The organism is Streptomyces griseus (assembly GCF_001715295.1).
Classification (GTDB): domain Bacteria; phylum Actinomycetota; class Actinomycetes; order Streptomycetales; family Streptomycetaceae; genus Streptomyces; species Streptomyces griseus_G.
Genome location: NZ_MDKB01000006.1, coordinates 215,465 through 228,995, shown reverse-complemented (window position 1 = coordinate 228,995; position 13,531 = coordinate 215,465). Strand labels below are relative to the sequence as shown.

10 protein-coding genes are annotated in these 13,531 nt (G+C 70.9%); 4 read left to right on the top strand and 6 right to left on the bottom strand.

What is annotated here, in order from left to right; all coding sequences use genetic code 11:
• Window positions 1-32: 32 nt before the first annotated feature.
• Both BA175_RS28700 and BA175_RS28695 read left to right on the top strand, forming a co-directional pair.
• Complete coding sequence (locus tag BA175_RS28700; protein WP_069174485.1) at window positions 33-506, top strand: carboxymuconolactone decarboxylase family protein; 474 nt, start codon at window positions 33-35, stop codon at window positions 504-506.
• A 260-nt stretch (window positions 507-766) separates the two neighbouring features.
• Window positions 767-1,891, top strand: coding sequence for an ADP-ribosylglycohydrolase family protein (locus BA175_RS28695; protein ID WP_069174484.1), 1,125 nt, complete (start codon window positions 767-769; stop codon window positions 1,889-1,891).
• A 199-nt stretch (window positions 1,892-2,090) separates the two neighbouring features.
• Here BA175_RS28695 and BA175_RS28690 read toward each other — a convergent pair whose 3' ends face one another.
• From BA175_RS28690 to BA175_RS28680, 4 genes are all read right to left on the bottom strand, one after another.
• The gene (locus BA175_RS28690; protein ID WP_069174483.1) at window positions 2,091-3,671 is read right to left on the bottom strand and encodes a sodium:solute symporter family protein; all 1,581 of its coding nucleotides are present in this window, start codon (window positions 3,669-3,671) and stop codon (window positions 2,091-2,093) included.
• 510 nt (window positions 3,672-4,181) lie between these two features.
• Complete coding sequence (locus tag BA175_RS30295; protein WP_079159865.1) at window positions 4,182-4,388, bottom strand: DUF397 domain-containing protein; 207 nt, start codon at window positions 4,386-4,388, stop codon at window positions 4,182-4,184.
• A 339-nt stretch (window positions 4,389-4,727) separates the two neighbouring features.
• Entirely contained in the window at window positions 4,728-5,585 is an 858-nt protein-coding gene (locus BA175_RS28685; RefSeq protein WP_069174482.1) for a helix-turn-helix domain-containing protein, read from the bottom strand.
• 217 nt (window positions 5,586-5,802) lie between these two features.
• On the bottom strand, window positions 5,803-6,522 hold the full coding sequence (locus BA175_RS28680) for a GOLPH3/VPS74 family protein (RefSeq protein WP_069174481.1): 720 nt from the start codon (window positions 6,520-6,522) through the stop codon (window positions 5,803-5,805).
• 164 nt (window positions 6,523-6,686) lie between these two features.
• Here BA175_RS28680 and BA175_RS28675 point away from each other — a divergent pair, with 164 nt between their 5' ends.
• Window positions 6,687-9,500, top strand: a complete 2,814-nt coding sequence (locus tag BA175_RS28675; protein WP_079159864.1) for a hypothetical protein — start codon at window positions 6,687-6,689, stop codon at window positions 9,498-9,500.
• A gap of 298 nt (window positions 9,501-9,798) precedes the next feature.
• Entirely contained in the window at window positions 9,799-11,649 is a 1,851-nt protein-coding gene (locus tag BA175_RS28670) for an MFS transporter (protein WP_069174480.1), read from the top strand.
• A gap of 73 nt (window positions 11,650-11,722) precedes the next feature.
• Here BA175_RS28670 and BA175_RS28665 read toward each other — a convergent pair whose 3' ends face one another.
• On the bottom strand, window positions 11,723-12,514 hold the full coding sequence (locus tag BA175_RS28665; protein ID WP_069174479.1) for an ABC transporter permease: 792 nt from the start codon (window positions 12,512-12,514) through the stop codon (window positions 11,723-11,725).
• Window positions 12,511-13,512 carry an ATP-binding cassette domain-containing protein gene (locus tag BA175_RS28660; RefSeq protein ID WP_254668016.1) on the bottom strand — a complete coding sequence of 334 codons (1,002 nt, stop codon included), beginning with the start codon at window positions 13,510-13,512 and terminating at the stop codon, window positions 12,511-12,513. Before BA175_RS28660 ends, BA175_RS28665 begins: the two co-directional genes overlap by 4 nt.
• Between the last annotated feature and the right edge of the window lie 19 nt (window positions 13,513-13,531).

Here is a 13,531-nt window from a genome sequence, read left to right as displayed (position 1 = left end):
TGTCAGCAACGGCGACGGCACGGGAGTGCACCATGGACGCACGGATCAACCTCTTCGGCAACCGGCTCGCGGCCGAGTTCGGGAAGCACATCAACGCGGCGGGCAGGGCGGTCGGCGGCTCGACCCTGCCGGCCGCGACGCAGGAACTCGTGAAGATCCGCGCCAGCCAGATCAACGGCTGCGGTTTCTGCACCGATATGCACACCAAGGAGGCGGCCCACGCGGGCGAGACCTCGACGCGCCTCCACCTCGTCGCGGCGTGGCGCGAGGCCACCGTGTTCACGGACGCGGAGCGCGCCGCGCTGGAGCTCACGGAGCAGGGCACCCGCATCGCGGACGCGGCCGGGGGAGTCCCGGACGAGGCCTGGGCGGCCGCCGCCAAGCACTACGACGAGGACCAGCTCGCCGCTCTGGTGGCCCTCATCGCCCTCATCAACGCCTACAACCGCCTGAACGTCATCGTCCAGCAGCCCGCCGGCGACTACCAGCCCGGCCAGTTCGGCTGACGACCGTGCCGCGCCGGAGCCGCGGACGCGGTCCCGGCGCGGGCGGTCGTGCTCCGTCCAGGCGGCCCTCGGCCTGAGGAGGAATGTGCGCAATCCCTGCCGCACCTGCTCGGAAGGCCCGTCCGGAAACCGTGAGGAATGCCGTTCGGAGTGCTCTCGCACGCTAGTCCGTACATACTGTTCCGGCCCTGATCCGGCCCTTCCCGTTCGATTACAGTGCTTGCGCAGTCGTGCACGGCAGGCCGGACGGAAGGGGCACGGTGAGCACAGGGACCACAGGATCCACAGCTGTCTGGGGCCGTGCCGAGCAACAGGACTTCCGCAGCCGGGTACGCGGCTCCCTGCTCGGCGGCGCCATCGGTGACGCGCTCGGGGCCGGCGTCGCCCCGCTCACCCTGGAGGAGATACGGGCCGCCCACGGCGTGGACGGCGTCGCCGACTTCGTCGCCTCCCCCGCCGGGCGCGGGTCCGTCACCGCCGTCACCCAGCTCACCCTGTTCACCGTGGACGGGCTGATACGGGCCCAGGTGCGGCGGGACACGGGCGCCTGGCACCCGCCCACCGACGTGCACCGCGCCCATCTGCGGTGGGCGGCCACGCAGAGCGCCTGGGGCCCCGACGAGCGCCGGGCTGACAACGGCTGGCTGGCCTGCGAGGAGTGGCTGTACGCCCGGCGGGCCCCCACCCGGGAATGCCTGGTCGGCTTCGGTGACGCCACGATGGGCACCCTCGCCGTGCCCAAGAACCCGGCCGCACGCGACTCCGCCGCACTGACCCGCTCCGCGCCCTTCGGGCTCCTCGTCGGCTGGGATCCTCAGCTCGTCCTCCAGCTGGCCGTCGAATGCGCCGCCCACACCCACGGCCACGCCACCGCCCAGCTGGCGGCGGGCGCCTTCGCCCTCCTGGTGCACGGGCTCCTACGCGGCGAGAGCCTGGACGGTTCGGTGCAGCGCACCCTCGCGCTCCTCGCGGAACGCCCGGGCAACGAGCAGGTCACCGACGCGCTGCGGCAGGCCCTCGGCTCCGTACGCCAGGGCATTCCCGGGCCCGCGCTCATCGAGGCACTCGGCGACACGGATTCCGCCGAGGAGGTCCTGGCCGTGGCGCTGTACTGCGCCCTGGTCGGGGAGGACGTACGGCACGGCCTCCGGCTCGCCGTGAACCACTCGGGTCCCTCCGCGGCCACCGGGGCCGTATGCGGGACCCTGCTGGGGGCGCTGCACGGCGAGACGGCGCTGCCCCCCGCGTGGCTCGCCGAGCTGGAGGGGCGCTCCACCCTCCTCGAGCTGTCCGACGACTTCGCGATGGAGATGACCCAGGGCCCGGCCCTGCACAGCCCGACCGCGGTCGCCCCCGGCTGGCTGGCCCGCTACCCACGGGGGTGAGGGCCCTGGGGCCGGGCTCACGGTCCGGGACGGGCGGCGGACGGACAAGGGCGGCGCGGCCGACGGACACGGACGGCGGACCGACAGGGGCGGGCACCGTCGCGCCCGCCTCTGTCCGAGTCCCCCGTACCAGCCTGCCTCGCGCCCGCCGGACTCCCTCGCGCGGCGCACGGCGTGTGTCCCTCGAACGGCACGCAGGTCAGTCCTTGGCCCCCTCGGGAACCACCGTGCCCTCCGGGCCCGTCTGCTGCGCCGGGACCGCGGCGGTGGCCGCCCCCACAGGACTGCCGTCGTCCGAGTTGATCCTCTCGATGAGCGCGTCCCGCTCCGGGGTGTCCTCCGGCTTGATGTAACCGATCACGATGTACAGCACCAGGGAGATCGCCAGGGGCAGCGCCACCTGGTACTGCAGGGCCACGTCCGTCTTCACCGAACCGTCGAAGTCGTAGTTGGTGAAGTAGAAGGCGAGCAGGCCGGCCGCCCAGCTGGTGAGCGCAGCCGTCGGCCCCGACCTGCGGAACCTGCGCAGCAGGCCCAGCATGAACGGGATCGCGATGGGCCCCATCAGACCGGCCACCCACTTGATGACGACCGAGATGATGTCCTTGAACGTCGGTGAGTTGATCTGGGTCGCCAGCGCCATCGACAGCCCGAGGAAGGCGAGCGTGGACAGCCGTGCGGCCAGCAGACCGCTGCGGTTGCTCCAGGTGCGGGCCGTCTTGGAGAAGACCGGGGCGATGTCCCGGGTGAAGACGGCCGAGATCGCGTTGGCGTCGGAGGAGCACATGGCCATCGTGTGCGAGAAGAAGCCGACGACGACCAGACCCAGCAGACCGTGCGGCAGCAGCTGCTCGGTCATCAGCGCGTAACTGTCCGAGGCGTCCGGCTTCTTCGCCTCGACGAGCAGGGGGGCGACCCACATCGGGAAGAAGAGGACCGTCGGCCAGACCAGCCACAGAAGGGCGGAGAGCCGCGCCGAACGGGTGGCGGAGCGCGGGGAGTCCGTTGCCATGTAGCGCTGGGCCTGGTTCCACATGCCGCCGTTGTACTCGAAGGTCTTGATGAAGAGGTACGCGAGCAGGAAGGTCACCGTGTAGGGCCCGGCCGTCGGGCTCGTGTGGCCCTCCGGCAGCTTGTCCCACACCGTCCACAGCGAACTGAAGCCGCCCAGTTTGCTCATCGCGATGAACAACATGGCGAGGCCCGCGAAGAGCTGGATGACGAACTGCCCCAACTCGGTGAGCGCGTCGGCCCACAGCCCGCCGACCGTGCAGTACACCGCGGTGATGGCGCCCGTGATGAAGATGCCCTGGGTGAGGGTGATGCCCGTGAAGACGGAGAGCAACGTGGCGATGGCCGCCCACTTGGCGCCGACGTCCACGATCTTCAACAGCAGTCCGGACCAGGCCAGCGCCTGCTGCGTCTGGATGTTGTAGCGGTTCTTCAGGTACTCGAGCGGTGAGGCGACGTGCAACCGCGAGCGCAGCCGGTTGAGCCGGGGCGCGAAGAGCTTCGCACCGATACCGATGCCGATGGCGATCGGCAGCGACCAGGTCACGAAGGACGTGACGCCGTACTGGTACGCGATACCGGCGTAGCCGGTGAACATCACCGCGCTGTAGCCGGACATGTGGTGCGAGATGCCCGACAGCCACCACGGCATCTTGCCGCCGGCCGTGAAGAAGTCGCTGACGTCGTCCACGCGTCTGTGCGACCAGAGTCCGATCGCGACCATCACACCGAAGTAGCCGATGAGCACGGCCCAGTCGAGACTGTTCATGCCCCCTCCAGGGGTCCGCCTTGTGAACGGGAACGCACTTCGCCTGTACGGCCGTTCAGCGGCGCCCCGCGCGGGAACGGGACGTGGGGATTGAACCGCCTGTCCGGTCCGCCGGTCAAGGTTTTCTCGGTCAGGGATGTGAACGCAGATCAGCAAGGCGAACGATTTTACGCTTTCTTGACCTGGGTGGGCGTTGTCGTGAACGTGACCGCGGCCACACGATGAGCGGGCACTTCGTCAGGCTGTGCAGAGCTGGAAGCAACTCAGGACATGCCCGAGAACGCAGAACGACCGCACGGGATGCGGGTCCCGTGCGGTCGAGGACAAGGGGGGAGCTGAGCAACTGGAGTCCGGGATGCCGGACTGCTGTCCGGCCTCCGGTGAGCGGGGCGGACGTCGTGTTGCTGGATCCCGCGGCGGGCCGGGCCCCCTCGGCCAGGACGGCGGACCGGTCGAGAGGGCTCCTGCTGCGGTGCGCGGCGGCCGGCGTGCGCGGCCGGGGTCCGTGGGTCAGGCCGTGGCGGTGCCCGTTGCCACATCCCGCACGAAAGCGTTCCACGCCCCGGGTACGAAGGTGAGCGAAGGGCCTTCGGGGGCCTTCGAGTCGCGTACGGCGATGGCCTGCGTGACGGGGGACTTGACCTCGACGCACGCCCCGTTGCCGCCGGAGTACGACGACTTCGTCCAGTTATCCGTCGCGCCCTGAAGAATAGCCATGTTCACTCCGGTTCAGAGAGGTGTGTGGATCGGCGCCAACCTCGTTCCCGTCGGCGTGATCGACGCTACTCGCCAACCTCACAGCGTGGGTGCGTCGTTCACTCGACCGGATGGCATATCCCATGGGCCTCTTCCGTCCCGAGATGGTGACGGTGTATCTTCCTGCCCCGCATTGCTGACATCACGGCAAAGCGCGCAGAAGTACCCCTTTCCGAACCCGTACTTCCTGTGGCGGTCACCCCGGGCGTCCGGCGGCCGTCCGGGTGTACTGCCCCCTGCTGCACGGGCGCTGCCCCGGCTGCTCCCGCATCGATGTTCCGGGGCTCCCCGGCGGACGTCTCACCGTGTGTAGCTCTTGGCGATCTCACCGATGAAGAGACGGGTCTGGTCCGCGTTCAGTGCCTGCGCCCGGAGATGCTCGTACATGACGCTGTACCGCTGCACGTCGTTCGCCTTCTCGAGATAGAGGTCGCTGGTGACGCCCTCGATGTACACCACGCTGGAATCCGCGGCGTCGGGGAACTCGAGGACCGCGTACTGGCCGTTGATGCCCGGGTGCGCGCCCATCTCGAACGGCAGTACCTGCACGGTCACGTGGGGCAGCAGCGACTGCTCGACGAGGTGCTCGAGCTGTTCGCGCATGACCTGCTTGCCGCCGACCAGCCGGCGCAGGGCGGACTCGTCGATGACGGCCCACAGCCGCAGGGGGTGGTCGGGTGCGTTGACGCGGTCCTGGCGGCGTGCCCGGACGTTGACGCGCTTCTCGATCTCGGACGGCGGCGCCTCCGGCAGTGCGCCGGTGATCAGCGCCTCCGCGTAACTCCGCGTCTGGAGCAGGCCCGGAACCATCTGGGGCTCGTACACGCGCAGGGACTCCGCGTCCGTCTCCAGTCCGATGTAGACGCTGTACGGGATGTCCCCGAAGGCGTGCCACCAGCCCTGCTGGCGGGAGTCCTTCGCCATCTGCATGAGCGAGTCGACGATCCGGTGGTCCTCGACCTCGTACACCCCGCACAGATCGCGGACGTCGCGCTGGCTGATGGACCGCCGGCCGTTCTCCAGGCGGCTGATCTTCGACTGGGAGACCAGCAGGCGCTCCGCCACCTCCTCCGCCGTCATGCCCTTGATCTCGCGCAGGCGGCGCAGTTCCTGGCCCAGCCGGCGTCGTCGGACGGTGGGGTTGACGTTGGTCGGCACGGAAACGGCACCTCCGGCTATGCAGCTGTGGTAGCTGTGCGTATCTACTGCTCAGCAGATTGCCACCCCTTGCCCCGGGCGCGCTGGGAAACGGCCACACGCAAGCGCGCGGGGCAGTCGGTGGATCCGGCTGCCCCGCGCGTGGTGCGGCTCCCGAACCGGGTCATGGGGACGTCGGTGCGGCGGTGTGCGGTGTTCCGCGCAGGGGTGCGCGCGGTCAGTGGACGGAGGTGTGCGCCATGCTGCCGCGACGCGACTGAGGTTGCGGCTGCAACGGCACGCCTGCCGTCTGCTGGTTACGGCGCGGCTGGACGGCCACACCGTTCTGGACGTCCATCACGGCATGTGCCACGAGGCCGCCCATCGGGTCGTGCCTGATCAGATCCCGGAGCCGGGAGCGCGATGAACGCCCCTCGTTGCCGGGGTACAGGTGCTTGCCGAGTCCGACCGCGTGGGCCAGTGCGGCGAGCGCCGCGGTCCGCGGGTCCGGCGGTACGCCGGTGCGGATCGCACTGTCCAGCCGGGCTCTGATGTCCCGGCTGATCGCCGTGTCCGTCGCCTGGTAGCGAGTCGTCGGCAGCACTCCGCACATCTGGCCCGCCACGGCATGCACCATGCCGCACCGCTCCAGATGGGCGAGGTAGATCTGGCGAAGTCCCAGTCGGGGCCCGCCGATCCAGTGGACGGCCCGAACCGGGCTGCCGCGACGGCGCAGCAGTTCCAGTGCGGAGTCCAGAGTCGGATCTCCTGTCGGCCGTGGCATCACCACGGCGATACGATCCCCGTCAGGGGCTATCCGTCCTGCCAGAGCCAGCTCCACTAGCTGTGCCCCGGCCAGGCCGAGGTCGAGCGACTGCGGCTGCGCTGTGGTACCCGTGGTCGGGTCCAGAGCGAGCAGCAGAAGCTCCTCCGGAATTGTTCTGCGGCTCCTGCCCATCCATGCCTCCCCGCGTGGATGAGTGACAGGGTGACCCCTCTCACATTGGTCTGTCGAGAGTGCCTGGGTGCTTTGTGAGGGAACCGTTAGGTATGTCGTTCTCGTCTAGCAGCCCGGCCAAGGGTTCACACAGGACACTGGTAGATGGTTCGGACAGTGCGGGCATGTCCCCGCGGCGCATGAAGGAGGCATCGGTGGCGGGCGAGTCCCCCGACAGGTCGGAGCAGCGGAAGTCGTCGGGGACGGCTGAGGAACGCGATCCGCGTTTCGCCGTGTTCCGCGAACCGGCCACCGCTGCGGACAGCGGGAGCGGGAGTACGACGGGCAGGACGCCGGACACCGCGACGGATACGGCGACGGCGGTCTTCCGCACGCCGCATCCCGCGGACGCCGCGGGCGACACTCCGGACGGCGGGGTGGCCGGGGAGAGCGGAGCGGAGAGCGCCTCGCGTCCTGCGGCCGACACCGCGGACGGCGTGGAGGCCCGCAAGGGCTCCTCCGCGGGCCGTACGGAGGACGGGGTGCCCGCGGATGCCTCCGAGGCTTCGGCGGACGCCTCCGGGGCGCCTGCTGCCGCATCCGGGGCGTCCGGCGACGCTTCCGGGGCGAAGGGGCCGGACGTCGACGAGCGCGCGGACGGTGGCGAGCGCGCGGACGGTGGCGAGCGCGCGGACGGTGGTGCGGACGACGCGGAGTCGGGCACGAGCGCATCCCGTTCCGCGGAGCCGGCGGTGGACGGCGCTCCGGTGGACAGCGCGCCGGCCGGGAAGCCCGGGCCCGTTTCCGGGCCCGGGTCGGAGCGTACGGCGGGCTCCGAACCCGAGCCCGAGCCCGTTGCAGGTTCCGTGCCCGGTGGGAAGCCGGACGCGGAGACCGCGGCGGACGACGCCCGGACCGCTCCGGGCTCCGCGACGGACACCCGGACCGAGCCCGTGTCCGAGGCCGGCTCCGGGGATGACACCGGCGTCGGGACGGGCACGTCGACCGCGCCGACCGATGCCCGGCTGCGTGCCGCCGTGGCCGCCTGGGTCGCGGAGGACGACGGCAAGGACGCCGCCGCGCCGCAGGCCGCCACGGCCACGGACGAGGACGCCGACCGGGCGGACGCGGAGGACTCCGCAGCGCGTCCGGACGCGGCGGAGAGCCCGAAGAGCGACGCGAAGGCCGAGGGCCCGAAGGCCGCCGGCGCCGCCCGGGTGCCGAAGACCCGCGGTGAGGCCGCCGTCGAGGCCGGTGCCGCGGCGAGGACCGGGACCGAGGCCGGTACCGGGGCGAAGACGAAGCCCGAGGCGAAGCCCGGGGGGCAGGCGAAGCCCGAGCAGCAGGCGAAGCCCGAGGCGGAGGACGCTCCTGGGGCCGAGGAGCCGGCCGGGTCCGCCGGGGACGAGCGAGGTATCGATCAGCCGACGGCCGTCTTCAAGGCGCTGCGTACGGAGCGGGTCGACCAGCCGACGACCGCGCTGAAACTCCCCGTCTCCCAGGGCGAGAAGTCCGAGCCGGCCCCCGAGGCTCCCGCGGAGCGGACGAGTACGTTCGTACCGCTGCGTTCGGACGACGCGAAACCGGCCCCCGCGCCCCGCCGGCCGGGATCGGGCCTGCCCCCGGCCACCCCGGACCTCACCGCCGGGCCCGGCACCCCGGCAGGACCGGCGGCCGGGCTCACCGAGGCCGAGCGGACCAGGCAGCAGCCCATGCCGCCCAAGCCGCCCCTCGACCTGCTCGCCGAGCTGACCAACACACCGCCGCCCCCGGAGACTCCGGTCCGTACGGCGGTGCGGCGGGTCAAGATCTGGACGCCCCTGGTCCTGCTCGTGCTGGTCATCTTTGCGATCGCGCAGGCCGTCCGGCCGCTTCCGGAACCCGTGCTCTCGCTCACCGCGAAGTCGTCGTACGCCTTCGAGGGGGCCAAGCCCACGCTGCCGTGGCCCGACGAGGGCCAGGGCTACATGGCGGCCACGGGCCTCGGCACGGTCGACTCGTTCGGCGAGCAGAAGCCGGTGCCGATCGGCAGCGTCGCCAAGGCGATGACGGCCTACCTCGTGCTCAAGAGCCATCCCATGAAGAAGGGCGAGGACGGGGCGGACATCCCGGTCGACGCCAAGGCGGAGCAGGAGGGCGGACTGAGCTCCGTCGGCGAGTCCACGCTCGACACGGTGAAGGCCGGTGACACCCTCACCGAGCAGGAGGCCATCGCCGCCGTCATGATCCCCTCCGCGAACAACATCGCGAGGCTGCTGGCCCGCTGGGAAGCCGGTTCGGAGAAGGCGTTCGTCGCGAAGATGAACGACACCGCCGAGGAACTCGGCATGAAGAACACCACGTACACCGACCCGTCCGGCCTCGACGCGACGACGGTCAGCACGGCCGAGGACCAGGTGAAGCTGGGCCAGAAGCTCGTCGAGATCCCCGCGCTGATGGAGATCACCAAGCTGTCCTCGTGGACGGACCCGTCCGGGAAGCAGTGGCGCAACTACAACACCCTCGTCCCGTACGACGGCGCCCTCGGCATCAAGACCGGCACCACGACCAAGGCCGGCGGCAACCTGCTCTTCGCCGCGCACAAGATGGTCGGCGACACCGACCAGCTGATCGTCGGCGCGGTGCTCGGGCAGCACAAGCCGCCGATCATCGACACGGTCAACGCGGTGAGCAAGGAGGTCATGGTCGCCACGCAGGGGCTGCTGGAGAGCCGGGCGATCGTGAAGAAGGGGCAGGTCGTCGGTACCGTCGACGACGGCTTCGGCCACACCACGGACGTGGTCGCGGCCGAGGACGTGAAGGCGGTCGGGTGGCCGGGTCTCACGGTCGAGCTCGAACTGACCGACGACGGCAGGACGATCCCGAATGCGGCAGCCGCCGGCACCCGCGTCGGCACCATGACGGTCGGTGAGGGAGCCAGTCAGGTGAAGGTCCCGGTGGTGCTCGACGGCGCACTCTCCGACCCGACCTTCGGCGACAAGCTGACGCGGATCAACTGACGCGGATCAGCCGACGGGCACCCGTCACGTCCCGCACCCCCGCCGCGCCCGCCGCGCGGCGGGGGTGTCCCCTTTCCGAGGGGCACGGGACCGGGGTGTCCGGTCCCGCGAAGGAGCGCGCGGTCCGGGCGCCGTCGGCGCGGGCGGCGAGGAACAGCGCGGAGGGACGGGTGATACAGCGCGTGCTAGCGTCCCGGGAACAACGTGTGGACGCTCGGAGGCGTCCTTTCGAGGTACGTGAGCCCGTGCAGCACATCGTCGGTTCGGCAGGGCCCGGGCGAGGACGGGGAGAGTCGAAGTGACCACCGCTGAGCCGACGCGGGCGAACGGGGACGTCGTTCCCGCGACCGTGTCCGGCAGGATGCCGGCACCCCGTGACGGCAACGAGGAAAGGCCGCCCGGCCCCGTCGGACCTGACGGGACACGCCGCACCGCCCGCCACCGCCCGTGGCGCCGCACCGTCCTGGTGACGGCCGCGGTGGCGGCGGCCGTGCACCTGTTGTGGTTCTTCTTCTTCGCCAACAGCGGCGGTGACATCGCCGCCCAGGACGCCTGGGCGGAGTTCGTCGGCCGGCACCCCGGGACGGCGTACAACCTCGCCTGGTACGGCGGGATGCACCCCGTCTCGTACAGCGTGGTGTCGCCCTATCTGATGTCGCTGCTCGGCGTCCGCACGACGATGATGGTCGTCGGCACGGTCTCGTCCGTGCTCACCGCGCTGATCCTGGTCAGGGTGCCCGCCGTCCGGAACCCCCTCGCCTGCTCGCTGGCCGGCGTCTTCGCCTACCTCTGCAACGCCCTGTCCGGGCGGGTGACCTTCGGCCTCGGCATGATGTTCGCCCTGGGGGCCGTCGCGGCGGTCTTCTGCTGGCCGTACCGCTGGCGCTACAAACGGTGGGCGAAGGCGGCGGTCGCCGCACCGCTGGCCGGGCTCGCGACTGCGGGGAGCCCGGTCGCGGGGCTCTTCCTCGGCGTGGTCGCGGCGGCGCTCTTCCTGAACAAACGACGCCCCGGGGCGTACGCCCTCGGTCTCGCGCCGGTCGCGGTCGTGGTCCTGTCCGCATGGCTGTTCCCCTTCTCGGGTACGCAGCCGATGTCGCTCGGGACCTTGTCGATGCCGTTCCTCTTCTCCGTCCTGATCTTCTTCCTGGTGCCCCGGGACTGGCGCACCGTGCGCACGGCCGCCGCGGTGTACGGGGTCGGGACGCTGCTGACGTACGTCGTCGACTCGCAGATCGGGTCGAACGTCTCCCGGATGGCGATGCTGTTCGCCGGGGTCGTCCTGCTGGCTGCCTTGCCGTACACGGCCCCCCGCACCCGCCGCTGGTACGCGCTCGTCATCGCGTTCGCCGGGCTGAACTTCTGGATCTGCTACAAGGGCGTCGACGACATAGTGCGCACCGCCCCCACCGCGTCCTGGAACCGTGAGCTGGCCCCCTTGGTCCACCAGCTCCAGAAGGCCGGGGCGCAGCGGGGCCGCGTCGAGGTCGTGCCCGCCAGCAGCCACCGGGAGGCCTCGGCCCTCGCGCCGTACGTGAATCTGGCCCGCGGCTGGAACCGGCAGGCGGACATGAAGCGCAACCCGCTGTTCTACGACGACACCCTGAACGCCGTGAACTACCGCGAGTGGCTCGACCGCTGGGCCGTGCACTACGTGGTGCTGCCGACCGGGAAGCCGGACTCCAGCGGGGCGGTGCAGGAGGCGGCGCTCGTCGAGAAGGGCCAGCCGTACCTGAGGGCCGTCTGGAGCAACGCCAACTGGAAGCTCTTCCGGGTACTGGACCCGGTGCCGCTCGCCGACCCGCCGGCGACCGTGGAGCGGGCCGGTGCGGACGAACTGACGATCCGGGTGCGGTCGGCGGGCAGGGTGCTGATCCGGATTCCGTACTCGCGGTGGCTCGCCCTCGTGGACGACGAGGGCAAGAGCGTGGAGCGGCCGCAGGAGACGGAGGCCTCCAGGAAGCGTGCGGAGGAGGACGCCGACGCCCCGAAGGACTTCACCAACGAGCACGGCTGCCTGATCAAGGTGGAGGAGGACCCCGACGGCGACGAGTGGACGGAACTGCTCGCCCCGCGCCCGGGCGTCTACCGGCTCGCGGCGCCGTACCAGTTGCAGCCGGGGACTCCGTGTCCCGAGGAACTGCGCTGAGGAGGGCGGCGTACGCCGACGGCAGCCGGGGTACGCCGCCCTGGGGCGGAGTGTGCGGGGGCGGGCCCCACTCCTACTTCGGGTCGCTGTTGAACCTCGCGGTGGACCAGAGGTAGCCGAGCACCGCCAGGCCCAGGCACCAGATGACGGTGAGCCAGCCGTTGTGACCGATCTCGCTGCCGAGCAGCAGGCCGCGCAGGGTTTCGATGGCGGGGGTGAACGGCTGGTAGGCGGCGACCGGCTGGAACCAGCCCGGCATGGAGTCGACGGGGACGAAGGCGCTGGAGAGAAGCGGCAGGAGGATCAGGGGCAGCGCGTTGTTGCTGGCGGCTTCGGCGTTGGGGCTGACCAGGCCCATGCCGACCGCGATCCAGGTGAGTGCCGTCGCGAAGAGGACGAGGAGCGCGAGGGCCGCGAGCCATTCCAGGGGGGTGGCGCCGGTGGAGCGGAAACCGATGGCCACGGCGACGGCGCCGACGAGGACGACGCTGAGGACGGACTGGAGCACGCTGCCGATGACATGTCCGACGATCACGGAGCCACGGTGGATGGCCATGGTGCGGAAGCGGGCGGTGATCCCTTCGGTCATGTCGTTGGAGACGGAGACCGCGGTGCCGACCACGGTGCTGCCGACGGTCATCAGGAGCAGGCCGGGGACGATGTAGGCGATGTAGTCGGAGCGGTCGGCAGGGCCGTCCCCGAGCCCGGCGGCCATGGTGTCGCCGAAGATGTAGACGAAGAGCAGGAGCAGCATGACGGGGGTGAGCAGCAGGTTGAGGGTGAGCGACGGGTAGCGGCGGGCGTGCAGGAGATTACGCCGCAGCATGGTGGTGGAGTCGCGTACGGCGAGGGGGAGGGAGCTCATCGTGCGGTCTCCTCGGGCTGGGAGGGGAGGGCGGGGGCGCTGGTCAGGGCGAAGAAGACGTCGTCGAGGTCGGGGGTGTGGACGGTGAGTTCGTCGGCTTCGACGCCCGCGCTGTCCAACCGGTCGAGGAGGCGCCGCAGGTCGCGTGAGGTACCGGAGCTCGGGACCTGGAGCGTGAGGGTCTCGTCGTTCGCGGAGGCGCCGTGCAGCGCGGAGGCTGCGGCGCGGTAGGCGGTGGGGTCGGTGAAGCGGAGTCGGACGTGCCCGCCCGGGACGAGCCGCTTGAGTTCTTCGGCGGTGCCGTGGGCGGCGATCCTGCCGTTGTGGAGTACGGCGATGCGGTCGGCGAGTTCGTCGGCCTCCTCCAGGTACTGGGTGGTGAGGAAGACGGTGACGCCGTCGGAGACGAGTTCCCGGACGATCTGCCACATGGCGTGCCGCGAGCGTGGGTCGAGGCCGGTGGTGGGTTCGTCGAGGAAGATGACGCGCGGGTTGCCGACCAGGGTCATCGCGATGTCGAGGCGGCGCTTCATCCCGCCGGAGTAGGTGGAGGCCGGCTTCTTCGCCGCCTGTGTGAGGTCGAAGCGCTCCAGCAGTTCGGCGGTGACCCGACGCCCCTCGCGCTTGGAGAGGTGGTGCAGGTCGGCCATGAGGAGCATGTTCTCCTCGCCGGTGATCAGCCCGTCGACCGCCGAGAACTGGCCGGTGACACCGATCGCGGCACGCACGGCCTGCGGGGCGGCGGCGAGGTCGTGGCCCGCGACCTGGGCCTGCCCGCCGTCGGCGGTGAGGAGGGTGGACAGGATCTGCACGGTGGTGGTCTTGCCGGCGCCGTTGGGTCCGAGGAGCGCGAAGACGGACCCGGCCGGGATGTGCAGGTCGATGCCGTCGAGGACGGTCCTGTCGCCGTAGGACTTGCGCAGGCCGAGGGCGGAGACGGCCGCAGGCGAGGTGCGATCACGAGCAGTACTGGACGTGGGCATGACAGGTATCGGCATGGGTGCTTCCTGTTCGAAG

Excerpts from the sequence above, each read along its gene's own strand:
- BA175_RS28700 (WP_069174485.1), top strand. The coding sequence starts at position 33 with ATGGACGCACGGATCAACCTCTTCGGCAACCGGCTCGCGGCCGAGTTC.
- BA175_RS28690 (WP_069174483.1), bottom strand. The coding sequence starts at position 3,671 with ATGAACAGTCTCGACTGGGCCGTGCTCATCGGCTACTTCGGTGTGATG.
- BA175_RS30295 (WP_079159865.1), bottom strand. The coding sequence starts at position 4,388 with ATGGCTATTCTTCAGGGCGCGACGGATAACTGGACGAAGTCGTCGTAC.
- BA175_RS28680 (WP_069174481.1), bottom strand. The coding sequence starts at position 6,522 with ATGGGCAGGAGCCGCAGAACAATTCCGGAGGAGCTTCTGCTGCTCGCT.
- BA175_RS28675 (WP_079159864.1), top strand. The coding sequence starts at position 6,687 with ATGTCCCCGCGGCGCATGAAGGAGGCATCGGTGGCGGGCGAGTCCCCC.
- BA175_RS28665 (WP_069174479.1), bottom strand. The coding sequence starts at position 12,514 with ATGAGCTCCCTCCCCCTCGCCGTACGCGACTCCACCACCATGCTGCGG.
- BA175_RS28660 (WP_254668016.1), bottom strand. The coding sequence starts at position 13,512 with ATGCCGATACCTGTCATGCCCACGTCCAGTACTGCTCGTGATCGCACC.